Source organism: Microcystis aeruginosa NIES-843, assembly GCF_000010625.1.
GTDB lineage: Bacteria > Cyanobacteriota > Cyanobacteriia > Cyanobacteriales > Microcystaceae > Microcystis > Microcystis aeruginosa.
Genome location: NC_010296.1, coordinates 2,329,464 through 2,352,179, shown reverse-complemented (window position 1 = coordinate 2,352,179; position 22,716 = coordinate 2,329,464). Strand labels below are relative to the sequence as shown.

The window sequence follows — 22,716 nt, the reverse complement described above, 5'->3', positions numbered from 1 at the left end:
ACTGTTAAATACTAGCGCATTTACAGGATATATGCCAGAACGTCAGGTATGGGGAAAGCCGATCGCTACCGATTTTACCCAACACCAGAACAAGAGTCGCTATTGCGGCGCACCTTGGGCGGTGTAAGATTAGTTGACAATAAAGCTCTTCATGTCAGAACACAGAGAAATCACAGCGAAGGGGTTTTAGTTGAATTTCCCCATTTCCCCATTTTCCCAGTCCTGGTGGCGACCTGATGACCAGAGGGGGGTAAATCTGTTAAGGCAGCCGCGAAACCGGGTAAGGGACCCCAAACAGAAACCCAAATCGTCAGGTTTGGAAATCACCGTCCGGCCCCGGCGGTGAGGATGTCAACTTTTTGGTGCCAGGGTCAAGACTTGTTAAGATCGATCAAGCCGCTCGCTCAAATTTATCACTCCTGTGGCTCTCATTTATGGTAATCGACTTTCTGCCCTTCACTATCAATATTTCCCCGGCCTTTATTGCCGGTAGCTGTCTCTGGTCTTTAGCATTGTATCTGGGGTTAGCTGGGGTGCGAAATTGGTTTATAGAAATTTTCTATGGCTGGTTTAATTTTGCCGAGCGTTTCCTCTATACTTCCCTAGAGGAGTTTGAAAAAACTCGCCTCGCCAGAGAATCCCAAAATGCTTTTTATGCCTCTATCTTTAGTATTATTCCCTTTCTCATTCTCGGCGGTTTCTCCGATTGGTTAATCGAGATTAGTTTAGGAAAAAGTTGGCCGATTAGTGTCGGTATTCTCGCCTGTGTTGCCTGTGGTGTCTATGAATTAGGACGGCAGGACGGCAGCGGTAATCAGTAAACAACAACCAATTAAGCTGTTAACTATCTCAATTACTCCTTAAGACGCTACTGGAGTGGCAAGTTAGTCGATTTTAACCCTTGACTAGCGCTCAATCTTTTGCTTCCAGACGATTTTTATGTTTATTAAGGGTCTTTTGTAGTAAATTCAAAACCTCATTAGCAATCTCAATAACTTGATGGGTTCCAAAACCGGCCTGAGTCAATTCTTTAAAAAAAGCCTTAGCGACAATTTTGGCTAATTTTGGGGGATAAGGAGGGACAGCGATCAAATGTTCGGACTGAATTTCTGCTATTTCCCTAGTCACTGCCATCGCCACAAAACGAGATTTTAACATCCCTTGCAAATGAAAAATTTGCAGGGATTGGGCAGCCTGTTGAGCGAATAACTGCAAGATTTCTAAATCTAATGGTTCAAAATGTTTTTTGTCTAGGGGAAAACTGAGATTAATTACTCCGATTACCTGCTCGTTTAGGATAATCGGTACGGATATAAAACTATTATTATTTGCTCTTTTGGGATAAGGGGCTGCACTGGAAAATGGCGATCGAGTGATATCCTTAATTAGTAAAGGTTTTCCTGTGGCCGCTACACTGTCGGCAATAACTTGATCGAGTTTAATTATTTCTTGATCAGCCAAGGGTGATAGATCATCATAATGGGCAAAAACTTCTAGATAATCGGTAATTTCCCCTTTTAATTCCTGTGGAGAGCTTAACATAATTGAACAGTGCCGCGCTCGCAATTGATGAGCGCTCATACTAGCTATTTTCCGAAAAATATCTTCGAGATTTTCCTCGACATTCAAGACAAGAGCCAGAGCCGTTAATTTGGGGTTAAAATTATCCATGTATTCAATCACTTATTCAGTCCGAGTTTAGGCTTTCAGGGTGAGGGTGACATTCCCCATCTCCCTGTTTGTCTGAGTCTATAGCTTGCCATAGCATCTCACGGAAGGGCTTTTTTACTCGCTAACTGATCTATTGTAGATGTAGCCAAAACTTCTGTATGTCTCTTGTGTTTTGTCTTCCCTCTAGCTACTCTGATCTAGTAGGTCAGAGGAGTTTAACCTGACTGGAGTGAAAGATGGTGCGTTTTCTCTGGGCAATTTTGGCCGGTGTGGGGATGGGGTTAACAGTAGCACCGGTTTCTTGGTGGTTACTCGCTTGGATTTCTCTCGTCCCCCTGTGGATTGTTGTGAGATTAGCGGAAAAATCCCTAAAAAAACCGCTTTTATACGGTTTTGGCTGGGGTTTTGCCTACCATGGCCTCGCTTTATTCTGGATCACGGGAATTCACCCGATGACGTGGATGGGTGTCCCCTGGTTAGCGAGTTTGTTAATTGCCCTGTTTTGTTGGTTGTTTATTACTTTTTGGGGAACGGCGATCGTGCTAACTTGGACGTTAGTCATGTTTTATGTCAACAAAAGTGTTAATCAGTCATCTTTTCGGGATGCCCTCCTACGGGTTTTCATCGGTACTGCCCTCTGGTGTGGGTTAGAATCTCTCTGGAGTCAATCCCCTCTCTGGTGGACTACCCTTGCTTATAGTCAAAGTCCCCATAATTTATTGATTCTGCAATTGGGCAAATTATCGGGTTTTACGACGGTAACGGCGGCAATTGTGGCAGTTAACGGTTTAATCGCCGAAAGCTTGCTCCTAATCCGTCAATCGCGGCAAAATCTCGCTTTTCTCTCTTTACCCCTCCTCATTTGTTTTAGCCTCCATCTCTGGGGATGGAATGTTTACCATAAACCGATCGAAAAGTCAAGGGATTTAGGGATAAAAATTGGCGTCATTCAGGGCAATATTGCCAACACGATTAAACTTTCGCCCCTGGGATTTCAAAAGGCGCTCGAAGGTTACACCTCTGGTTATCAAATTCTCGCCGATCGAGGAGTAGATGCCGTCTTAACTCCTGAAACGGCCTTACCCTACTATTGGGAGAACTTAGTCAATAATAGCTCGATTTATTCGGCAATTTTAGCCAAAAAAACGCCGATCTGGTTAGGTGCATTTGGCAAGGTGGACAAGGGTTATAACAATAGTCTCTTGACCATTGATGGCGAGGGACAGGTGATTAGTCGGTATGATAAAGTAATTCTCGTGCCTTTAGGCGAATACGTTCCTTTTCAGGAAATTTTGGGCGGAATTGTTGATCGCCTTTCTCCCTTGCAAGCGCATTTAATCCAGGGAAATCCTGATCAAATTATTGACAGCCCTTTCGGTCAAATAATTGTGGGCATTTGTTACGAGTCGGCTTTTTCCGAACATTTTCGCCGTCAAACTGCTAGGGGAGGCGAATTTATTATTACTGCTTCTAATAACGCCCATTATAGCCACGCCATGCCCGCTCAACACCATGCTCAGGATACCATGCGAGCGATCGAAACCGATCGATGGATGGCCCGGGCCACCAATACAGGTTATTCTGCTTTTGTCGATCCCCACGGTAATCACCTTTGGCTATCGGATTTAGATAAATATCAAATCCATAGCGAAACAATTTATCGACGGGATACGAGAACTTTATATGTGCGCTGGGGAGATTGGTTAACTAAAGTTTTAATCATTACTGCCGGACTCGCTTGGCTCTGGAGAGCTTGGGATTAAGGTGACAGTGCTATACTTTTTCGTGAATAAACTGTTAAATAACCTAAGTTTTTAAGGCAATGAAAGAGCAATTTGTCAAGTGGTTGAATAGAATCTTAATATTTGATGTGTTTTTAGTAATAGCGGGCTTTCTCTGGTTTGCCGTGGCTGTTATCGGTGAATCCACGGGAATTCCCCTAGGATTTAAACTTTTTCAGCGTCTTTGGCTGCCCCTATTCAATCCTGCTATTAGTATTTTAATTGCGGGGGCGATTTTAAGCTGGGCGATTAATCAAATTCAAGAACGCTGGTTCCCTAAATAGTAGGGTTGATTCATGAATCAACCCTACCTTATCAAGGAGGGCAGGGGGGATCGAACCTAAAATCCATTTTTAATTTAATTATAACCAGCTACTTAGATGATAAAAATCGGGGTTGAAAATGTTTCAACCCCGAAAAAAGCAATTTTTGAGGGGATTAACCCACTGGTTGTAACTGTAATTGCGAGAGAATATCGCTTTGCTCAGAGCGCTGATGACTAGAGACTGTCACCACAGCTTCAGCAGTTACATCTAATATCGCATGGTCTCCAGAATTGACTTTTCCCGATAACATCGCGACCGCTAAACTATCCTCTAAGCGTCGAGTTAAAGCACGACGTAAAGGCCGCGCACCGTAGCTAGGATCATAACCCTCATTGATGACCAAATCCTTAAAAGCGGCGGTAACTTCCACAGAAATGCCTTTTTCTGTCAATTGTTTGGCTAGATCCGCGATCAGAATATCGGCAATCTGGGTAACTTCTTCGCGAGTTAACTGTCGGAAAACAATGATTTCATCGAGACGGTTGAGAAATTCGGGACGGAAATATTGTTTTAACTCCTCTGTCACCCGATTAGAAATCTGTTGGTAGCGCGATTGAGCAAAATCGTCAGCAATCTCGAATCCTAAGCTATTACCGCCTTTTTCGATGACTTTTGAGCCAATATTCGAGGTCATGATAATTAGGGTATTCTTAAAGTCCACCCGACGACCTTGGGAATCGGTCAAATGACCATCTTCTAACAGTTGCAGGAGAAGATTAAAAACATCGGGATGTGCTTTCTCGATTTCGTCAAACAAGACCACTCTATAGGGTTGACGACGCACTGCTTCCGTTAACTGACCGCCTTCATTGTAACCGATGTATCCGGGAGGCGCACCAATTAATTTAGAAACCGTGTGGGATTCCATAAATTCCGACATATCTAGGCGAATCATACTGGATTCCGAGCCAAAGAGCAACTTAGCTAAGGCTTTCGTTAATTCAGTTTTACCGACTCCCGTGGGACCGGCAAAAATAAACGAGGCAATCGGACGGTTAGGATTCTTTAAATTTACTCGCGCTCGACGAATAGCACGAGAAACGGCATTCACTGCCTCCTGTTGGCCAATAATCCGCTCGTGCAGTTGACATTCCAGATTTAAGAGCGATTCCGACTCAGTTTCAGTTAATTGGGTAACGGGAATACCTGTCCAAGCGGCGACAATTTGGGCGATTTCCTCCGCATCCACCACTGGAATTAAAGATTCGGGGTTAATTAGGGGTGATTCTTCCCTAACCTCCGCAGGACTTGTACTTTGCAGGGAATAGCGTAGATGGGTGCGGGATCCCGCTTCATCGAGAAGATCGATCGCTTTGTCCGGTAAAAAGCGATCATTGATATAGCGCGAGGATAGATTAACGGCAGCTTCGATCGCTTTTTGATCGTATTTTACCTGATGGAAATCCTCGTAGGTGGCTTTTAAACCGCGTAAAATCTCGATCGCCTGCTCTTTAGTTGGTTCTCCCACCATAACTGGCTGAAAACGTCTTTCTAGAGCCGCATCTCGCTCAATATGCCGTTTATACTCATCGAGAGTTGTTGCCCCTAAACACTGTAACTCCCCGCGAGCTAAAGCAGGTTTAAGCAAGTTAGAAGCATCCATGGCTCCTCCCATGCTACCAGCACCCACAAGAGTGTGAATTTCATCGATAAACAGGATAATATTGCCCGATTTGCGAACTTCCTCCACGATACCCTTTAAACGTTCCTCAAAATCGCCGCGAAAACGGGTTCCCGCCAGTAAAGACCCCATATCGAGGGCAATTACCTGTTTATCCTGCAAAAGTTCGGGAATATCGCCATTATGGATGCGTTGTGCTAACCCTTCAGCGATCGCTGTTTTGCCCACCCCCGGCTCACCCAGTAAAATCGGGTTACTTTTGGTACGACGGCCTAAAATTTGGACAACTCGCTCGATTTCTGGCTCTCTACCGATTACAGGGTCAATTTTGCCATTTTTGACCTCTTGGTTTAAATTGCGACCATATTGGGCTAAAATCCCGCCTTGGGGAGCATTTTTCTGGTCTTCATAGTCACTCTTGGCCGTGAAGCGACCACTAGCGACTTTTTCCCCGGCATTTTTAATTAAAAGGCCGCGAAGTTTGATCAAATCAACACCCTGCATAATTAAAATTTTAGCGGCTAGGGATTCGGGATCGCTGGTGATAGCGAGTAATAGATGTTCAGTTGCGATCGCATTTTCCCCTAATTGTCGAGCTTCCTGAAATGCTTGCTCGAACATCTTTTTCGCTTTCGGGGTAAAAGGGATATTAACGGGACTGTAACCGGTGCCGCGGCCGGTCATTCCTTCAATCAGGCGGCGACTTTCGTGCAGGGTAACTTTTAAATCCTTGAGAATTAAGGCTGCGGTGGCGGTGGCTTCTCCTATCAATCCTAACAGTAAATGCTCCGTACCGACGACACTGTGACCGGTACGACGGGCTTCCTCTTGGGCGAACATCACCGCTTTGATAGCTTTCTGGTTAAAGTATTCAAACATGATCGACGGCTTCCTGGCTACTGGGCTTTACTTGTTACTGTAACGTTTTCTTTACATTAGCCGGAAGGGGGATATCCGTATCAGTAGGGTGGGTTAGGGGACAGGAGTGGGGAGTGGGAATGATGAATTATGAATTATGAATTATGAAGTGGGGTGATGGGGGAGTGGGGAGACCACTTCGTGCGCGTTGCGGGGGGAGACCACTTCGTGCGCGTTGCGGGGGGAGACCACTTCGTGCGCCTTGCGGGGGGAGATGATCGTAACGAATTTGCAGGTTCAGCCGGAAATATGGGGAAACTTGCCAATATTTCGCCAATCGAAGGGCGGTACTCCCAGTGATTTCTGGGCGACCGTTGACGATCTCGTTAATCCGATTGATGTACCATTTGACATCCTCGCCGCCGTAAAACGGACGGCGATTCCTCACCACGCCACTTTTTTAGGGTGGTCGCGTCAACGGGGTTGACGCAGATAGCGAAAAACGCTTAATTGCTTAAGTCTGACTCTTTCGACCCGTCCGTTTTGAGTGTCCGAATGCCGGACGGCCACTTTGAACAAGTCGAAAAAATCTCATGTTCAACCTTATTTCCTAGAAAGTTTTACTCGTTCAAGGCCGAATTTGAATTCTTTTCTGAACAAAACCCCCTACTATCTGTGGTCAAGGTTCAGTTTTTAGCTTGGTTATCGCTTTTTCCATTGTAGCTTAAAGCCGTCCTAAAAGGACGGGGTTTTAACCCAAATTTTCGATAACTGAGAAGGTAAGGATTGAAAAGGCTGCCAGCCAAGTTTTTTCGAGCCGAAGGTGGGTCGGAGCCAGTCAAAGATTGGTGGAAAACCCTCGGCCGTGAAGATTGCCGGATTATTGGCAGCGATATCAAGGACGTAGAGTTTAGCTTTCCCATCGGCTGCCCCTGTGCCGTTCACTTTCCGGTTATCAAGACTTATGGGAGGTGCGGAGTAGGGGCAATTCATGAATTGCCCCTACGGGCAGACGCATCACGCGGGTCATCTTTTACATCAGCCGAGGGGAGATGATTCTGCCGCACGGCAACATCGGCGAAGTCCCAAAAACCCCAAAACGGGAAATCTAGTAGGGGCGAACGGCCGTTCGCCCCTACTAGCGCAAGAAGGAACAGCAAAAATATGACCGCTAACCCCCATACTGGCTCCGATTTCGATGCTTTTCTCAAAGAAGAAGGTCTTGAGGAGGACTGTAGTGCGGTGGCACTCAAACGGTTACTGGCGCGGCAGTTGGCTGAGGAGATGAAACGGATCTCTCTGACGAAAACGGAGATGGCGGCGCGGATGCAGACCAGTCGAGCGCAACTTGACCGCCTCCTCGACCCGGAAAAGACGGGCGTTTCTCTCGATACTATCCAACGGGCGGCTTCTGTGGTGGGCCGCCAATTGCGAATCGAGTTGCTCTGAGGGAAGTCAGAAAGTTCGGAGTGCCGCAGATGAAATTACCCAACGGGGAACTGGCAGAAATCTCGATGGAAAAACTGATTGGCTATTGCTTAAATCCAGAACATTCCAGAGGAAAAAATCAAGCCAGAGTCTTTCGCTCTCGTCTGGGAATAACTGCCGAGAACGCTGAGGTTTTGCGATCGCTCATCTCACAGGCTGCCCTGGAGGGGGAAGTTGTGCAACAAGCGGTCACGGAATTCGGCCAGCAGTTTAGAGTGGATTGGACGATACCAGAACGGGAAGAAACACAACTGCGAACTATCTGGGAAATCAGCTTAATTAATCCCAACCCTCGCCTAATTTCTGCCTTTATCAAGTGAAGTACCATGAAAGACATCAAACTTTTAGATACGGTTGCCATCCTCAACTCCGTCCCTCGGGAGCGATTGACTTTAGTTGAGCCAGATTATGAAGCTGTCCCCAGCTTGCCAAGCGGACAGGTGGGAACGGTGGTTGAGGTGTATGAAAAAGGTTCGCGCTATCAATATTTAGTGGAATTTTCTGACAGTCAGGGGAGGGAATATGCGATGGCTATTCTGCCAGGCGATGAGCTTCTGGTATTGCATTATGAACTGGAGGCGGCGTGAATTCTGCTTAAGGGAAAACGCTATGGCTCAAGTAGCGGTTAGCGAAATTTTGAACCCTATTATCGAATCTGACACACCGCGCCACAATCCCTCACGGAAGGCGATAGGTCGCTTGAGAAGCAGTAAAACAGGGGAAAATACCTGAAACTCTTTCCCCTGTGAATCCCTAAGCTAGGGAGAAGAATATAAAGATTTATTAAATTGTAGCTTTTGATACAGTTATGGGGGGGGAGTGTGTATTCTTCTGCTATCTCCCTTTGGTGTTGGGTTGGGGTGTTGCTTAACTTGGCTGCGAAGAAGCGATCGCAATACCCGCAATTTCAACAATGGCATGGGCAAGGATGCGCGAGTCTATCTCGATTCGATAGAAACACTACTAAAAAGATTAATATTCATTATGGGTTGGAGAAATTCACTTTTACTAACATTGTTGATTTTGGTTGTTGGCATTGGTCTTGGAGCGATTACAGGAGGTCCTATAATGCGTGGAATTGTCTTCTGGACAGCACTTTGGGCAGCAAGTGATTCCCATAGAATAGAAATTCATAAGTATAAAATTACAGGATCATTCGTACCATCATTTGGTAATTCATGGTCAGTTTTTTTGTTTGTATTGCTCCTTTGGGTGTATTGTTTTCCTGCCTATTTGATTATTAGAGGAAAGATTCTTAAAGGAATTATACCTTTAAGAAACGAAGACGAATAAGGCTACCAATGAATCCAGACTAACTCCCCTTTCCTGCTCCCAGAGGGGTTGGGGGAGAGGTCAAATCATCAAACCATTATCTATCAACGAGTTGCTCATCGCCAAGAAATTTATAAAATTTTCCCTTAGTGCGATCACATGATCTTGTATGGTATTTTCTTCAAACGCAAACTGAAGTCCTCTAAATCCACCAAAAAAGAAACCACAAAAGTTGGCTAAATTGCTTCTAAAAATACCATAAATGCCCCCTTGATTCAGTCAGACCAAGTTTAGAGTAAAACTCGTAGGTTGGGTTGACCCAAGGAAACCCAACAACTTCCCGGAATATTTTCACAATCTTGGTTGGGTTTCGCCTTTTGAGCCGATTGGTAATACCTGCTCAATAATGATAGCTCAATCCAACCCACGGCTAGAGCGTCTGAGGGAATGCTAGATTTGACCATGACAGTAACTCAGCAGACAAACTACCATCAGGATTTTGGCATGAAAATTCATGGCTTGAGCGGACTAAAACTTTAATCTTTTCTCAATCTTTCTAACAGTTCAGAGCGGGATAAATTCACTAAAGAAAGAAGTAACCCGGTGCGTTCTGAGATGGGAAGTTGGGCAATCTGTTCAACTAGACCAGACAATTCCGAATCTAGGGTTCCAAACCGCCCTTCCAGAAGACTAGCTATCAGCGAGAGTTGTCCCTCTAAAGTGCCTTCCTGTTTTCCTTCTATTTTCCAATCTTCTCGCTGTTTTAGATAGGCTGGTGATAGGTTCATGATGTCCTCCTGTTCCTCGCTACTTAAATTATCTCTCAATTCCAAATTCTTACGCCAGTTGGCTAGAATTTCTAACAAATTTTCTTTAAAAGAGTTATCTTCTGGCAATTGAACTAACTCTTCTACGGCTCTTTTTTGTGTTTCTCCTTTTCCTAAAACCCTCAACCATAAAGTGTCTTCACTCACTGGTAACTGGTGGATGGCAACGATTGCCACTTTGAGGAAGTCAGCTAAAAAGTAAACCCCTTTTAACCAATTCCTCTCATCGCTGTCAGCCCTGAATCCTTGAATCATTCTAGCTGAAAAGGTGGGGGTGAGAATCCATAAAACTGGCAATTCTGCGACCGTCAGAGTTTTGTTTGCCCGTTTCGCCTTTCTTAACAGGTCATTATGAACAGTATATAACTTTGATATACAACTGCGAATCTCTATTTCTGAGGGCGGGTTACGGAAAGGTTCAAACAAACAGGAAGTCGCCGCCATTTTTCCGAGTAAACCTAAAGGGAGTTCGGTCCTTAATGGTGAACTGGCCGGTTCAAACCAGACATCTATTTCTTGAACCTCACTTTTCACTTTCTTACTCTTTTTTATGGTTCCTAGAGGCGCTAACAGTTCCTCTAAATATTCCTTGGCAAATTGGTCGTGAATTTGGCGGGTCATTCTCGGAGATGACTGAGAATATAAAGGGGGATAAACTATCCTATTATATCATTAATTAAAAAGGAATCCAATCGACAACATTGATCCATGACTAGGAATCAAATTGACTAAGAGAGGAACGTCTTTTAAAAGGAATTAGTTTTTTGATTAATTCAGGTGTAATTAAGCCTTGGGGATAAAAAATTGTTCCCAAAACGATTAAAATTCCAAAAATAATCAAACGACCATCGCGCAAGAAATTCCCTAACCAAATTGGTAAACCATTCATGCCGCCGAGGGCGCGTAAAACTTCGGGCAAAGCAGTTAAAACAATGCCGCCCACCACGGGCCCGACAAAAGTTCTTGAACCACCAATTAAAACGAAAGCCAGGAAAATAATACTGGCATCAAAAGTTCCCTGACGGGAATTCCAAGTATTGAGAAAATGGGCGCTTACCGCTCCCACCACTGCCGCTAAAACTGCCCCGAAAGTGAAGGATAAAACTTTGTGATAGGTGGGATTAATTCCCATAGATGCAGCTGCCAATTCATCGGCACGAATGGCATTAAATGCCCGACCAATTTTGATGTTTTCTAACCGGTAGAGAAACAGCATAGTTAGGAATAAGAGGGGCAAGGCCAGCCAAAGGTAGGCTAATTGAGTGGTGAAAGGTTGGGGAATGGCGAAAATACCGACCGCACCGCCAGTTATCTCGAGATTAAGGGCAATAATTCTCAAAATTTCTACCCAGGCGATTGTGGCAATAGCTAAATAAATCCCTCGCAAACGGAGAACAGGAATACCTAAAACTATGGCTAATATTCCTGCAATAATGCCAGCAATTAACATTTCTAAAAAGACCAAATTAAGGGGATAATTGCTACCAGTATTAGTAAAAACTTTCGTGGAAAGAATGGCGGCAACATAACCACCTAAAGCGTAAAAACCGGGGGTTGCTAAGGATAATTGACCGGCCATTAAGGGCAGATAAATTGAAATGCCTAATATGGCTCCAAATATCATTGAAACAATTAAAAAACCATAGGTGTTAAAAAAATCAGCCATATTTTCAGTGAGCGGTTATTGAGTGCTTAAGTTAGGGGAGTCAATTAGCTAATTTTATCACCGTTCTCTCCCACCTCATTCTCCGGTAATTCTCGAAATTATCATAATTTTTTACTTGGCACTTTTCCTATATGGTAGCGTTCGCCACCTTAAAAGCAGACGGGATGATCGATGATGGGAAAAGGTATCTTCCTCAACTTTGTCCTGGAAAAAATTCGGGGGAATTTATGAAACAGTAGCATTGGTTACTCGGACTCCTACGGCTGAATTTCCCGATAAAATCGCAGTAGCGGCTGAAAAAGTCCTAGAAGCTGAGTATATTATCGGTTTTACCCCAGAAGCGATCCATCAGGTGCAGGCGATCGGTTAGAAACCAGTAATGTGGTTTTAAACGTTTTCAATTCGATCCTCTCACTAATTAAGTAGCTGGTTATAATTAAATTAAAAATGGATTTTAGGTTCGATCCCCCCTGCCCCCGTTGATAAGGGGGGTGCCGATCCCCCCTTAGTCCCCCCTTTAATCCCCCCTTGATAAGGGGGGCATCTGACAACTTTTAACGCCTACCTACTTAGGTTAGAGAAATGATAGATAAATGAGAGGATCATGAGAGAAATATGAAAGTTTTCTGGGTAAAAATTAGTTAAGATAGGGGGAAATTAAAGGATAAACAACTATAGATGTTTACTTCACTCGAACTTTTAACCACTTCCTTTGTGGCCGTGGGATTAGCCGCCGATGCCGTGGCCGTTTCTCTGACCAGTGGCCTGATGATTCGTCATATTCATGTTAATAAGGCTTTGAAAATTGCTTTGTTTTTTGGCGGATTTCAAGCGATTATGCCGATGATCGGTTGGGGTATTGGTCTAACTTGTCGCGATTTTCTTGCTTCTTTTGACCACTGGATCGCTTTTATTATTTTAGGGGCGATCGGCAGTAAAATGATCTACGAAGCTGTTCAAAATGATGACGAGGAAAAAAAATTTAATCCTCTAGATTCCTATACTTTAATCGGATTAGCGATCGCTACTAGCATCGATGCTTTAGTAGTTGGTTTGGGTCTATCGATGATTAAAACTCCCTTACTTTTAGCTTGCACTGTCATCGGTTCTATTACCTTTGCTCTATGTTTTATAGCTGTTTTTATCGGGCATAAATTCGGTAATTTATTTAGTCAAAAGGTGGAAATTCTCGGCGGTTTAGTTTTAATATTAATCGGCAGTAAAATCCTCATTGAACATTTAATCGCCTAGATTATCTCCATTTTTCACTATCCTCCCTATTTTCCCCGGCTGTTTTTCAACAGGGGAGTGGCTAATTCGGGATAACCGGCCTCAATTAAAGCCTGATCTCTGATGCGACAGGAATCGCATAAACCGCAGGGTTCAACTTCTCCTTGATAACAAGACCAAGTATCAGCAATGGGAACCCCTAAACTAACGGCACGACGGACGATATCTACCTTACTATCCATCACCAAAGGGGCAATTAATTGGGGTGCTTTCCCTTCTAAACCCGCTTTCGATGATAAATTAGCTAAAGTTTGAAAGGCATCTAAATACTCGGGACGACAATCGGGATAACCGGAATAATCCACCGCATTAATTCCTAAATATATCGCCTCCGCTTCCCTTGCTTCCGCTAAAGAAAGAGCGATCGAAATAAAAACTGTATTTCTCCCCGGCACATAGGTAATCGGGATAATATCTGGGTTAATTCCCTCTTGGGGAATAGCTATAGATTGATCCGTTAAAGCGGAACCTCCCCACAAAGATAGATTGACTTCGATCAGATGATGTTCTTTAATATTGAGGAAATTAGCAATTTTTTTCGCCGCCGCTAATTCACGTTCGTGTCTTTGTCCATAACGAAAGGAAAGGGCAATTAATTGATAACCAGCAGCTAGAGCGATCGCTGCTGTTGTCGCTGAATCTAATCCCCCGGAAAGTAAAATAATCGCCTTTTTTGTCATTATCCTAATGTCACCTGTGTTTGTTGATAATTAGCTACTAAGATAAATTGTTTTAGCCACCGCGAACCTAACAAAATCTCCTTAATTGCCTCCCCTGCAAAGACGGGAATTTCGTATTCCTGACCATCAATTCTTACTCTGCCTAAATATATATCAAAAAATGCTTCTCCTTGAGCGGTTATCAATTTATTTTGTCGCAAAAAACGCCAATCAAGACTGTCAGCATCTTGACTATTTATGGCTAAAAACTCGGTAAAACCCGTATCCAGCACAACTTCTGCGGGTAGAATCAATCCATCATCGCCAACTAAATCGATATCAAAATAAATTTGTCCTTTGGTTCCAAATCTCCCTTCAATCATATTCTGCCACTAACTCCAGTTTCATTAATGCCAAAGATGTGATGAATTTTGTCGGGATATTTTGCCCTGGCTTTTTTACTGGCCACTTCTTGATCGGGATCGATAAAATAATCGCCGCTATCGGGTTCGATCGCAATGTACCAACCATAATAATGTTTCATTAACCGGGGCTGTAAACTCTGAAAAATCGGCCAACAACGATGATAAAATTCTAATTGTCGGGCGCGATGTTTGGCCTTTTCTTCCTCTGTAGATTGCATCTCCGGAAAAACTCGACCACGACGCACTACTCGTTCAGAATTGTTGTTAGACATAGTATTTAACCTCTTGTTAGTAAATTAGGGATTGGGAATTATGAATTATGAATTATGAATTATGAATTGGGGAGATGGGGAAGTGGGGAGACCACTTCGTGCGCGTTGCGGGGGGAGATGGGGAGATGGGGAAGTGGGGAAGTGGGGAGATGGGGAGATGGGGAAGTGGGGAGATGGGGAAGTGGGGAGATGGGGAAGTGGGGAGATGGGGAAGTGGGGAGAATAAATAAAAAGTAGTCTCCTGACTCCTGACTCCTGACTCCTGATAACTGACTCCTGATAACTGACTCCTGATAACTGACTCCTGATAACTGATAACTGATAACTGATAACTGATAACTGATAACTGACTAGCGGACTCCTAAAAACTTATGGGTTTGGAGACTGAGACGCCATTGGGGATGCCGAAGAACATAATTAAAGACTAACTCTTTGCTTTCTGCTGTATTCCATTCGGGTTGTAGATATTTAATCACCCCTTCCGATAACTTACTTTCCTGCATAGATGCCCAGTCTAAATCCTCTGGATGAGCCACGACAATTTTTAACTCATTTACCCGTGCATAAATACTAGGATCGGGCATTTTATAAGTTTTAGGAGAAAAAGTCACCCAATCGAAAACCCCGGTAAAAGGATGAGCGCCAGAAGTTTCTAAATGTACCCGTAAACCCTGATTTTTTAATTCCTTGGTCAAAGGATCAAGATTGTGCATCAAAGGTTCACCCCCGGTAATCACCACCATAGCGGGGTTAGCCCCTTTTGCCATCTCAACCAATTCCCGCAGGGATTGTTGTGGATAACGGTGGGCATTCCAAGACTCTTTTTGGTCGCACCAAGGGCAATAGACATCGCAACCTCCCAAACGGAGGAAAAAAGCATTGCTTCCCGTCCAAAAGCCTTCGCCCTGGACAGAATGGAAAGTTTCGACAACAGGATAGGTACAATGGTTTATGCTAACCGTTTTCATAGAATCAGTATTATAGAAAATATGGACATTCCCCTGAACTTTGCCAAATACATCCAATGGTCTGGTATTGCCACGCTGGTTTTTTTGGTACTCACGATTATCGCTTTTCTCGTCGGTTGGGGAATCCGCTTTCGTCTCGTCGGTGTCACTAGCTTTATGGCCGTGTTGACGGTGGGGATTTTCGGTCTTGGGTTGGGACTGTTTACCCGTACCGAAATTCCGGGAGCGGTGAGATTCTCCCTTGTCTATGATAACGGAGCTAATCAAGCTGTTATCTCCCTGCCCAATACTGTTACTCCCGAGCAAGTGGAAGCAACCCTAAAACAAGCCGCTAGTGACTTGTTTTCCTCCGGTCGCGCCGGTGCTGGCGGTAATAATCAATTTATCATTAGCGCTCGCACTCTGGTTCACCCTCAGCCCGGTTTATCTGCTCCTTTGTACTTAGGACAGATTAAAAAATCCTTCACCGCCCCGGGGGATAATACACCTGAACTACAGCTTTTTCCCGAAAGTTTCGCTAAAATTAGCCAATAATCCTTGAGGTTGTCAAAAAATGTCCAATGCTGTCGCTGTTTTGCCCCTGTTAATCGCCCCCGCACAAGTGATTCGGGGTGACAATGCCCTAGAAGAATCCACCGGCAAATTAGCGGATTTGGGTAAACGTCCCCTGGTGGTGGGCGGCGATCGCAATTTAGCTTTTTTGTCATCTCCCCTGAAAAATCTCACTCCTAGCTATCACAGTTACGCCCCCGATTGTTCGGAAAATTCCTTAGCATATTTAAAGGCATCTGTCAAGAGTCATGAGGCAGATTTTATCATCGGTGTGGGTGGCGGCAAGGCCCTCGATACGGCCAAATTACTCGCCCATCAGTGCCATTTGCCGATCGCCACGATTCCCACCTCCGCGGCCACTTGTGCCGCTTGGACGGCCCTATCTAACGTTTATTCCGATGCGGGGGCGTTTCTTTACGATCTGTCCCTAGCCCGTTGCCCGGATTTATTAATTCTCGATTACGGTATTATCCAAACTGCCCCGAAAAGAACCTTAATCGCCGGTATTGGCGATGCGATCGCTAAATGGTACGAAGCTTCCGTCAGTAGCGGTCATTGCACAGAAACCCTGATCATTGCCGCTGTCCAACAGGCCCGGGTTTTGCGGGATATTCTTTTCCAAAAATCCCCGGCAGCCCTGGAAAATATCGGCGGGGAGGACTGGAAACAGGTGGTAGATGCCACCGTTTTATTAGCCGGAGTAATTGGTGGTTTGGGGGGCGCTAATTGTCGTACCGTGGCCGCCCATGCAATTCATAATGGTTTAACCCATATTCCCGCTTGCCATCATGCCCTGCACGGGGAAAAAGTCGCCTACGGCATCCTCGCCCAATTGCGTCTAGAGGAAATAGTTTTGGGTAATCAATTGGCAGTATCGGCCCGGGGGCAACTAATCCAGTTTTATGAACAAATTGGTTTACCGAAATCCCTAGAGGATTTAGGATTAAGAGATGTTTCCCTGGCCCAGTTGCGCCACGCGGCCGCAATTGCCTGTCAGCCTAATTCGGACATTCATCGTCTGCCTTTTACGGTTTCCCCCGAACAAGTTATGGCGGCCATGGTTTCCACTACCACTGCCGATACGATCGGGCAGAAAGTTAAAGCTAATTAAGGGCAATATTTTCGGGATTTATTAATAAAATGCACGTTATCAGTCGGAGGAAATTAAATGAATTTGCCGAAAGGTATCCCGAAACCAAATCAGCATTAAAAGAATGGTATCAAAAAATGAAGACAGGACAATTTCAGTCCATAGCAGCATTAAGAACCATTTTCCCCAGTGCTGACAAAGTAGGAAAAATGACTGTCTTTAACATAGGCGGAAATAAGATTAGACTCATAGCGGCGATTCATTACAATCGACAAAAAATTTATATTCGAGAAGTTTTAACTCATGCTGAATACGACAAAAATAAATGGAAGGAGTAAAAAAATGCCGACGATAGATCTAGAGAAAACACGGCAAGCCTGGACAAACTTAAAGCCAATACTCTTTATACCCCGTAGCGAATCAGAATATGAACAATTAGTAATTATGTTAGATAATTTGATAGATGAAATAGGAGAAAATGAAAATCATCCTCTTGCTTCTTTAATGGAAATTTTGGGAATATTAATAGAAAATTATGAACAGGAAAATGTTCCCGAATTATAAATGGTAGGGGTGGTGCATTCCCAAATATTGGTTAACCTTGAAATTGTCATGTTTTCAGGGAACACACCCTAGGAAGCGATGCGAGCGCACTTTCCGCACAATTCCTATTTCTCTTCTGCCTAGAGTCCTATCTTGTTCGGGTGTTGGGTAAAATCGGTAGCGATAGGCTTTCTCCATGGCTCAGGTTCTAGCATATATCGTGTAAATGCGCTAATATTCAAACTAAAGCCGTCCTCAAAAGACGGGGTTTGGAACTCAATTTTTCGATGACGACAATAATCGACGAGTTAAGGCAACAATGGCAAGATCGCCTCTCTCAAACAGAGGATTCCTTAACCGATCGCCAACGGGATACCATTATCAATTGGTTACTCGGTGAAGATAGCCAACGTTGGGAAAATTTAGATGAGAGAGATTTAGAAATCGCTAAACGGGGATTAGTCTATCTTTGGCAAATTTTACGGCAACGCTATCTCAAAGTTAGTCCCACCCGCGGCTATCGTAACCTGATCGATCGTCTCGGCGCTTGTGTCACTCTCCGGCAAAAAATTCGCACTTGGGTTTCCTTAAGTCGCGATCGTCGGCAAGCGGTGGCCGATGTCTTGCAAGAAATTATTCAAGAGATGTTAAATAGCGATCGCTATCTGCAATCCCAGTTAGCATGGATCGCTCGTTGTACCAACGATCAAACTACTCGCGATCGGCTGCTGTTAGCCACCCTAGAGGAATACGCCCTGCGTCCGATCCGCAATCAACCCCTGTTAGCCTATCGTTTTGTTAATTATCTCCGTCGTCAATCGAGAAGCGGTATTACTAACGTGCCGCGGCAAGAAATGATCCGGATTCTCTCCGATGAAATTAGTGACGATGAGGGGGAAACTAGCTTAAGTTTACTGGATCAAAATGCGATCGCTACCTACGAAGATGAACGCACTTGCCAAGAAGCGCAAATTCTCCGGGCAAAAGTTCAAGAGAGTTTTGCTAAGTATCTAGAGGAAAATGTTAGTCCGGAGGCGGTGACTTGGTTTAACCTCTATCTAGGGGGCGAAAGCCAAGATGAGATCGCCAAAGAGATGAATATTCCCATTCAACGGATTTATCGTCTCCGGGAAAAAGTTGGCTATCATGCGATTAAGGTTTTTGCCCTCAAGGAAGGGACAGAATTAATCAGTGAATGGTTAGAAATCAGCCCGAAAGAGCATAATTTTGGCTTAACTCTCAGTCAATGGCAAAGTTTCTATGCTGGCCTTTCTCCCAGGGGTAAAAGCGTTATCGATGGCTTAAAAGCGGGTAAAACCCTTGAGGAAATCGCCGGCGAATTAAACTGTAAACGCACGCAAGTGGTCAAAGAATGGACGCAACTTTATCTAAGCGCCCAAAGTCTCAGGACAAAAACCTAATCAGGAGTCAGTTATCAGTTATCAGTTATCAGTTATCAGTTATCAGTTATCAGTTCACTGAGAAAACACCCCACACCCCACACCCCACACCCCACACCCCACACCCCACACCCCACACCCCACACCCCACTTCCCATCCCCTTTTTGATTTTTTACTTCAAGAAATATGTGGATTATTAGCAAAAAAGTCGGGGTATTTACCCATTATTTAACCCCTACGGGGACATTTACCCCCAGCATCGACAAAGCCAGTAAATTTTCTGCTCGGGAAATGGCGGATATTATGGCTAAAAAATACGGGGGAATAGTCGAGGCAATGAGATAATTATGACCATTGGTATTTGGATTTTAGGGGATCAATTATGGACAGGACAAGCGGCCTTAGCTAATCGTCAAGCCTATGCACAGGAAACGCCGGTTATTTTAATTGAATCCCACAATCATATTCGACAAAGACCCTATCATCAGCAAAAATTAGTTTTCATCTGGTCGGCGATGCGTCATTTTGCCGAAGAATTAAAAACTTTAGGATGGTCTGTCACCTACGAAGTTGCAGAAGATTTTGAGCCGATTTTATCTGCTTGGATTAAACGATTAGGCATTAAAGAATTACAGATTATGATGCCTAATGATTTACCTTTTCTTAGATTAATCAAAAATCTTAATTTAGACTGTCCTATAACCCTAATTGATAATAATCACTTTCTCTGGACTAGGACAGATTTTAATAATTGGGCTAAATCTCGTAAAAGACTATTACTAGAGGATTTCTATCGAGAAAGTCGCAAAAAATGGCAGATTTTAATGGAGAATAATCAACCCATAGGAGGACAATGGAACTTTGATAAACAAAACCGCAAACCGCCCAAGGATGGATTAAAAACTGCTGCTCCTCTTTGGTTTGAACCCGATGAAATTACCCTTCAGGTTATCGCTGATGTGGAAGCTTTAGATATTCCTAAATATGGAAAAATCAAACCTTTTCGCTGGGCAGTAACCCGCAGACAAGCTTTACAGGTTTTGGAGCATTTTATTACTAATTGTCTGCCCAACTTTGGACCCTACCAAGATGCGATGATAACGGGAGAAGAAACCCTCTGGCATTCCCTATTATCTCCCTATCTTAATCTAGGATTACTAACGCCGTTGGAAGTGATTCAGGGGGCAGAAATTGCCTATAAAAAAGATAATTTAGCCCTAAATAGCATCGAAGGATTTATCCGTCAGGTGTTGGGATGGCGGGAATATATGCAGGGAATTTATCATTATTTGGGAGAAGATTACGCTAATCGTAATTGGTTTGAGCATCAACAACCCTTACCGGCTTTCTTTTGGGATAGTAATCAAACCGAGATGAATTGCCTCAAACAAGTATTATCACAGGTGGAAAATACTGGTTATGCCCATCATATTCAAAGATTAATGATTTTGAGCAATTTTGCCTTAATTTTTGGTTGCTCTCCCCAAGAGATTGAAAACTGGTTTCATAGTGTTTTTATCGATGCCTACGATTGGGTAATGCAGACTAATGTGTTGGGAATGGGACAATTTGCCGATGGGGGAATTCTCGCTTCCAAACCCTACGCCGCCTCGGCCAACTATATTGATAAAATGAGTGATTATTGTCGGGGTTGTCTGTATAAAAAAAATGAACGAGTCGGGGAGTTTGCCTGTCCTTTTAACTTTCTTTACTGGGATTTTTTGGCACGACATCGAGAAAAATTAAAATCCCAAGGTCGAGTTAATATGATTTTAGGTCATCTCGATCGAATGTCGGCAGCTGAACTTAATCAAATGCGCTGCCAGTCCAACCAATTAAGAGCTATCAGTAGTCAGGAGGAGATAGGGTGATAGGGTGATAGGGTGATAGGGTTTTGGGGTGATAGGGTGATGAGACAGCTTCCCCACTTCCCCACTTCCCCACTTCCCAACCCCCAAACCCCAACCCCCAAACCCAGTATGATAATTGCTATATGAGTAAATCAAAAGAAAAAAACCGGATTGCCTATCAGGAATTTGGAGATCAAAGTAATTCTCCAGCTTTTGAGCGTTCCATTCCTGAATTACCCCCAAATCAGCAGAATTTGCGAGTTCAAACCTCCCGCTCCGGTCGTGCGGGAAAAACCGTTACCATGGTTACAGGTTTTCAATGCCAAACCGAAACTCTGACGAAATTATTAAAACAGTTAAAAACTGCTTGCGGAACGGGTGGTACAGTGAAAGAAAATGCCATTGAGATCCAAGGAGATCATCGCCAAAAAATTGTACAAATTCTCATTGAATCGGGTTACAAAGCCAAAATTAGCGGAGGATAGCTTAAAATCATGATTCCCTCTTGGTTGCTTATCGGTGTCGTCGGATTTTTGGTAGCGTTAGCTGGGGGATTACTCAATTCTCGCGATGTACGTTGGTTTGCGCGATTGCGTCGTCCCGATTGGTTAACCTTTGAAAGATTAATCCCTCTTATCTGGACAATTATCTATATTTGTGGGGCAATTTCTGCTTATTTAGTCTGGGAAGCTCAACCGGCTAATCGCTGGTTTTTGATGGCTTTTTATCTGTTGGTGGAATTGACTATTACTGCCTATACTCCCGTCACCTGTAAACTACGCAGTCTCAAAGCGGGAACGATTATCGGAGGTACGGGTTTTTTCTTGGGTTGTCTTCTGGCGCTATTGGTTTTCCCTGTTTCTTCTTGGGCGGGCATCCTACTCCTACCCTACCTGATTTGGAGTCCGATCGGTACCTATGTGACTTGGGAAATGATCCATCTCAATCCTCGGGATGTATAGATAGGTAAAGTGGGATGGGTTAAAAATTAACACATCCCACAGGTCTTATTGCCATCTACCAACTTGAAAATCTAGACTGTTTTTTCCGCTCTAACTCGCTCTACCCTGCGAGGAATGGAGCAATCAAGGAAGTTAGGAACCTCCTGACGACAGTGAGGACAATACCAGTAGGCACGACTAGCCACAAGGTGACGAAGGGTAATTCCCGAACATATAGGGCAGTTGTGCATGGATTGTTAGACTAATTTTAAAAGCTTTTAAAATTGTCCTACCTCCTGAAATAATCTTAAACAAAATCGCCGCTCTTTAACTCTAACTTTAGGTAGAAACCTAGTGTTTCTTTCGATAGACTTCCCAGAAAATACCTAAGGATGAGGACGGAAAAGATGGGAATGTTGCGGGTGATAAAGTTGCGATCGAGTTCCTGTAATCTGGTTTAAAGCGGGACTAATTAGATAAAGGGTAGTTCTAGTTAAATTTTCCCGATGGGTTAATTGGGCCATCTCTGACAGGGGGACAACCCAGATTTTTTCGTCAGGCCAACCGAGACGGAAACAAACGGCCACCTGTTGCTCTGGCTGGTAGTATTTTAGGAGTTTTTCCTGGGCTTTGTCAACGTGACGGGCGGCTAAATATAGGCATAAACTGGCTTTATGGGCGGCTAAAGAGGCTAATTCTTCACTTTCTGGCATGGGAGAGGCTTTTCCTTCCACCCGGGTTAGAATAATTGTCTGGACTAATTCCGGAATCGTTAATTCTAGGGCCAATTTGGCCGCTAATCCTTGAAAGGCACTAATTCCGGGGATTAGCTGAAAGGGGATATCTGCTGCTGTCAAAAGATGAATTTGTTCTTGGATGGCACTATAGAGACTTAAATCCCCCGATTGCAGTCGCACCACCGCTAAACCCCGACGCACGCGATCGATCATTAAAGGGATAATTTCCTCTAGGGTGATGCTACTGGTGGGAATTAACTCGGCATCTTGACGAGTATCCTCAAGAATCTGTTTAGGGACGAGGGAATTAGCAAAGAGGATAACATCGGCTTTTTGGAGAATTTTATAGGCTTTTACCGTCAATAATTCCGGATCTCCGGGTCCCGCACCAATAAAATAGACGGCCGGGGAGAGCGCCGAGGAGTCAATTAAAGTCATACTAAATCCTCTTTACAAGGGATGTGGGATGTGGGGAAGT

32 protein-coding genes and 2 pseudogenes are annotated in these 22,716 nt (G+C 44.1%); 22 read left to right on the top strand and 12 right to left on the bottom strand.

What is annotated here, in order from left to right:
- Nucleotides 1-48: 48 nt before the first annotated feature.
- A pseudogene (locus MAE_RS36060) lies at nucleotides 49-165 on the top strand (helix-turn-helix domain-containing protein); the annotation flags it as partial.
- 269 nt (nucleotides 166-434) lie between these two features.
- Nucleotides 435-821 (top strand): hypothetical protein, encoded by a 387-nt coding sequence (locus MAE_RS11370; RefSeq protein WP_012265700.1) that lies wholly within the window; start codon nucleotides 435-437, stop codon nucleotides 819-821.
- Nucleotides 822-912: 91 nt separating this feature from the next.
- On the opposite strand, the gene MAE_RS11365 is transcribed toward MAE_RS11370, so the two are convergent.
- Nucleotides 913-1,671, bottom strand: a complete 759-nt coding sequence (locus MAE_RS11365; protein WP_012265699.1) for a GAF domain-containing protein — start codon at nucleotides 1,669-1,671, stop codon at nucleotides 913-915.
- 236 nt (nucleotides 1,672-1,907) lie between these two features.
- Between MAE_RS11365 and lnt the strand changes: the two genes are divergently transcribed.
- Both lnt and MAE_RS11355 read left to right on the top strand, forming a co-directional pair.
- The gene (gene lnt, locus MAE_RS11360; protein WP_012265698.1) at nucleotides 1,908-3,434 is read left to right on the top strand and encodes an apolipoprotein N-acyltransferase; all 1,527 of its coding nucleotides are present in this window, start codon (nucleotides 1,908-1,910) and stop codon (nucleotides 3,432-3,434) included.
- 59 nt (nucleotides 3,435-3,493) lie between these two features.
- Nucleotides 3,494-3,736 (top strand): hypothetical protein, encoded by a 243-nt coding sequence (locus tag MAE_RS11355; RefSeq protein ID WP_012265697.1) that lies wholly within the window; start codon nucleotides 3,494-3,496, stop codon nucleotides 3,734-3,736.
- Between the two features lie 154 nt (nucleotides 3,737-3,890).
- Here MAE_RS11355 and MAE_RS11350 read toward each other — a convergent pair whose 3' ends face one another.
- Nucleotides 3,891-6,278: an ATP-dependent Clp protease ATP-binding subunit gene (locus tag MAE_RS11350; RefSeq protein WP_012265696.1), complete on the bottom strand. Its 2,388-nt coding sequence runs from the start codon at nucleotides 6,276-6,278 to the stop codon at nucleotides 3,891-3,893.
- 253 nt (nucleotides 6,279-6,531) lie between these two features.
- Here MAE_RS11350 and MAE_RS33325 point away from each other — a divergent pair, with 253 nt between their 5' ends.
- On the top strand, nucleotides 6,532-6,744 hold the full coding sequence (locus MAE_RS33325; protein WP_158303515.1) for a hypothetical protein: 213 nt from the start codon (nucleotides 6,532-6,534) through the stop codon (nucleotides 6,742-6,744).
- 248 nt (nucleotides 6,745-6,992) lie between these two features.
- Here the strand turns inward: MAE_RS33325 and MAE_RS33320 are convergent, their stop codons facing one another.
- A complete protein-coding gene (locus MAE_RS33320; protein WP_041804050.1) occupies nucleotides 6,993-7,250 on the bottom strand; it encodes a hypothetical protein in 258 nt (85 codons plus the stop codon).
- Between MAE_RS33320 and MAE_RS33315 the strand changes: the two genes are divergently transcribed.
- From MAE_RS33315 to MAE_RS11320, 5 genes are all read left to right on the top strand, one after another.
- Nucleotides 7,249-7,425, top strand: a complete 177-nt coding sequence (locus MAE_RS33315; protein WP_158303514.1) for a hypothetical protein — start codon at nucleotides 7,249-7,251, stop codon at nucleotides 7,423-7,425. The genes MAE_RS33320 and MAE_RS33315 overlap by 2 nt on opposite strands.
- Nucleotides 7,422-7,706 (top strand): helix-turn-helix domain-containing protein, encoded by a 285-nt coding sequence (locus tag MAE_RS11335; RefSeq protein ID WP_002799128.1) that lies wholly within the window; start codon nucleotides 7,422-7,424, stop codon nucleotides 7,704-7,706. The genes MAE_RS33315 and MAE_RS11335 overlap by 4 nt, the downstream gene beginning before the upstream one ends.
- Nucleotides 7,707-7,735: 29 nt before the next feature.
- The gene (locus MAE_RS11330; RefSeq protein WP_012265692.1) at nucleotides 7,736-8,065 is read left to right on the top strand and encodes a DUF6883 domain-containing protein; all 330 of its coding nucleotides are present in this window, start codon (nucleotides 7,736-7,738) and stop codon (nucleotides 8,063-8,065) included.
- Between the two features lie 6 nt (nucleotides 8,066-8,071).
- Nucleotides 8,072-8,332, top strand: a complete 261-nt coding sequence (locus MAE_RS11325) for a DUF4926 domain-containing protein (protein WP_002794897.1) — start codon at nucleotides 8,072-8,074, stop codon at nucleotides 8,330-8,332.
- Nucleotides 8,333-8,759: 427 nt separating this feature from the next.
- A complete protein-coding gene (locus MAE_RS11320) occupies nucleotides 8,760-9,038 on the top strand; it encodes a hypothetical protein (RefSeq protein WP_231859767.1) in 279 nt (92 codons plus the stop codon).
- Nucleotides 9,039-9,553: 515 nt separating this feature from the next.
- On the opposite strand, the gene MAE_RS11315 is transcribed toward MAE_RS11320, so the two are convergent.
- Together MAE_RS11315 and MAE_RS11310 are read right to left on the bottom strand one after the other, a co-directional pair.
- Nucleotides 9,554-10,465 (bottom strand): hypothetical protein, encoded by a 912-nt coding sequence (locus MAE_RS11315; protein WP_012265689.1) that lies wholly within the window; start codon nucleotides 10,463-10,465, stop codon nucleotides 9,554-9,556.
- Nucleotides 10,466-10,556: 91 nt separating this feature from the next.
- Nucleotides 10,557-11,510, bottom strand: coding sequence for a branched-chain amino acid ABC transporter permease (locus MAE_RS11310; RefSeq protein WP_012265688.1), 954 nt, complete (start codon nucleotides 11,508-11,510; stop codon nucleotides 10,557-10,559).
- A gap of 199 nt (nucleotides 11,511-11,709) precedes the next feature.
- Between MAE_RS11310 and MAE_RS33780 the strand changes: the two genes are divergently transcribed.
- Together MAE_RS33780 and MAE_RS11305 are read left to right on the top strand one after the other, a co-directional pair.
- The gene (locus MAE_RS33780; protein WP_148204743.1) at nucleotides 11,710-11,880 is read left to right on the top strand and encodes an alpha-ketoglutarate-dependent dioxygenase AlkB; all 171 of its coding nucleotides are present in this window, start codon (nucleotides 11,710-11,712) and stop codon (nucleotides 11,878-11,880) included.
- Nucleotides 11,881-12,188: 308 nt separating this feature from the next.
- Nucleotides 12,189-12,761, top strand: coding sequence for a manganese efflux pump MntP (locus MAE_RS11305; protein ID WP_012265686.1), 573 nt, complete (start codon nucleotides 12,189-12,191; stop codon nucleotides 12,759-12,761).
- 26 nt (nucleotides 12,762-12,787) lie between these two features.
- On the opposite strand, the gene queC is transcribed toward MAE_RS11305, so the two are convergent.
- From queC to MAE_RS11290, 3 genes are read right to left on the bottom strand one after another with little or no spacing between them, the layout of a single operon-like run.
- Entirely contained in the window at nucleotides 12,788-13,480 is a 693-nt protein-coding gene (queC, locus tag MAE_RS11300; protein ID WP_002799117.1) for a 7-cyano-7-deazaguanine synthase QueC, read from the bottom strand.
- Nucleotides 13,480-13,842 (bottom strand): hypothetical protein, encoded by a 363-nt coding sequence (locus tag MAE_RS11295; RefSeq protein WP_012265685.1) that lies wholly within the window; start codon nucleotides 13,840-13,842, stop codon nucleotides 13,480-13,482. The genes queC and MAE_RS11295 overlap by 1 nt, the downstream gene beginning before the upstream one ends.
- On the bottom strand, nucleotides 13,839-14,156 hold the full coding sequence (locus MAE_RS11290) for a hypothetical protein (protein WP_002799114.1): 318 nt from the start codon (nucleotides 14,154-14,156) through the stop codon (nucleotides 13,839-13,841). The genes MAE_RS11295 and MAE_RS11290 overlap by 4 nt, the downstream gene beginning before the upstream one ends.
- A 61-nt stretch (nucleotides 14,157-14,217) precedes the next feature.
- Between MAE_RS11290 and MAE_RS29365 the strand changes: the two genes are divergently transcribed.
- Nucleotides 14,218-14,382, top strand: a complete 165-nt coding sequence (locus tag MAE_RS29365; protein WP_158303513.1) for a hypothetical protein — start codon at nucleotides 14,218-14,220, stop codon at nucleotides 14,380-14,382.
- A gap of 124 nt (nucleotides 14,383-14,506) precedes the next feature.
- Here the strand turns inward: MAE_RS29365 and MAE_RS11285 are convergent, their stop codons facing one another.
- On the bottom strand, nucleotides 14,507-15,124 hold the full coding sequence (locus MAE_RS11285) for a 7-carboxy-7-deazaguanine synthase QueE (protein ID WP_002799113.1): 618 nt from the start codon (nucleotides 15,122-15,124) through the stop codon (nucleotides 14,507-14,509).
- Here MAE_RS11285 and MAE_RS11280 point away from each other — a divergent pair.
- The 4 genes from MAE_RS11280 to MAE_RS11265 are packed head-to-tail and all read left to right on the top strand — an operon-like array spanning nucleotide 15,101 to nucleotide 17,330.
- Nucleotides 15,101-15,658 carry a Ycf51 family protein gene (locus MAE_RS11280; protein ID WP_080506966.1) on the top strand — a complete coding sequence of 186 codons (558 nt, stop codon included), beginning with the start codon at nucleotides 15,101-15,103 and terminating at the stop codon, nucleotides 15,656-15,658. The two genes, MAE_RS11285 and MAE_RS11280, sit on opposite strands and share 24 nt — an antisense overlap.
- 19 nt (nucleotides 15,659-15,677) lie before the next feature.
- On the top strand, nucleotides 15,678-16,787 hold the full coding sequence (locus tag MAE_RS11275) for an iron-containing alcohol dehydrogenase family protein (protein ID WP_012265683.1): 1,110 nt from the start codon (nucleotides 15,678-15,680) through the stop codon (nucleotides 16,785-16,787).
- Nucleotides 16,788-16,816: 29 nt separating this feature from the next.
- On the top strand, nucleotides 16,817-17,104 hold the full coding sequence (locus MAE_RS11270) for a type II toxin-antitoxin system HigB family toxin (protein WP_012265682.1): 288 nt from the start codon (nucleotides 16,817-16,819) through the stop codon (nucleotides 17,102-17,104).
- 4 nt (nucleotides 17,105-17,108) lie between these two features.
- Complete coding sequence (locus tag MAE_RS11265; protein WP_002799107.1) at nucleotides 17,109-17,330, top strand: hypothetical protein; 222 nt, start codon at nucleotides 17,109-17,111, stop codon at nucleotides 17,328-17,330.
- Nucleotides 17,331-17,417: 87 nt separating this feature from the next.
- Here the strand turns inward: MAE_RS11265 and MAE_RS29360 are convergent.
- Nucleotides 17,418-17,507 (bottom strand): annotated as a pseudogene (locus tag MAE_RS29360) (helix-turn-helix domain-containing protein); the annotation flags it as partial.
- A gap of 89 nt (nucleotides 17,508-17,596) precedes the next feature.
- Here MAE_RS29360 and MAE_RS11260 point away from each other — a divergent pair.
- Nucleotides 17,597-18,730, top strand: a complete 1,134-nt coding sequence (locus tag MAE_RS11260) for a HetZ-related protein 2 (RefSeq protein ID WP_012265681.1) — start codon at nucleotides 17,597-17,599, stop codon at nucleotides 18,728-18,730.
- Between the two features lie 54 nt (nucleotides 18,731-18,784).
- Here the strand turns inward: MAE_RS11260 and MAE_RS35710 are convergent, their stop codons facing one another.
- Complete coding sequence (locus MAE_RS35710; protein WP_269453986.1) at nucleotides 18,785-18,913, bottom strand: hypothetical protein; 129 nt, start codon at nucleotides 18,911-18,913, stop codon at nucleotides 18,785-18,787.
- On the opposite strand from MAE_RS35710, the gene MAE_RS34065 reads away from it, so the two are divergent.
- The 4 genes from MAE_RS34065 (at nucleotide 18,897) to MAE_RS11245 (ending at nucleotide 21,522) form a co-directional block, all read left to right on the top strand.
- Nucleotides 18,897-19,055 (top strand): hypothetical protein, encoded by a 159-nt coding sequence (locus tag MAE_RS34065; protein WP_002739601.1) that lies wholly within the window; start codon nucleotides 18,897-18,899, stop codon nucleotides 19,053-19,055. The two genes, MAE_RS35710 and MAE_RS34065, sit on opposite strands and share 17 nt — an antisense overlap.
- A gap of 2 nt (nucleotides 19,056-19,057) precedes the next feature.
- Entirely contained in the window at nucleotides 19,058-20,581 is a 1,524-nt protein-coding gene (locus tag MAE_RS11255; RefSeq protein WP_012265680.1) for a cryptochrome/photolyase family protein, read from the top strand.
- A gap of 122 nt (nucleotides 20,582-20,703) precedes the next feature.
- Nucleotides 20,704-21,045 carry a translation initiation factor gene (locus MAE_RS11250; protein WP_012265679.1) on the top strand — a complete coding sequence of 114 codons (342 nt, stop codon included), beginning with the start codon at nucleotides 20,704-20,706 and terminating at the stop codon, nucleotides 21,043-21,045.
- A 9-nt stretch (nucleotides 21,046-21,054) separates the two neighbouring features.
- Nucleotides 21,055-21,522 carry a TspO/MBR family protein gene (locus MAE_RS11245; RefSeq protein ID WP_002757008.1) on the top strand — a complete coding sequence of 156 codons (468 nt, stop codon included), beginning with the start codon at nucleotides 21,055-21,057 and terminating at the stop codon, nucleotides 21,520-21,522.
- A gap of 365 nt (nucleotides 21,523-21,887) precedes the next feature.
- Here the strand turns inward: MAE_RS11245 and cobM are convergent, their stop codons facing one another.
- Nucleotides 21,888-22,676, bottom strand: a complete 789-nt coding sequence (gene cobM / locus MAE_RS11240) for a precorrin-4 C(11)-methyltransferase (protein ID WP_012265678.1) — start codon at nucleotides 22,674-22,676, stop codon at nucleotides 21,888-21,890.
- Nucleotides 22,677-22,716: the final 40 nt, after the last annotated feature.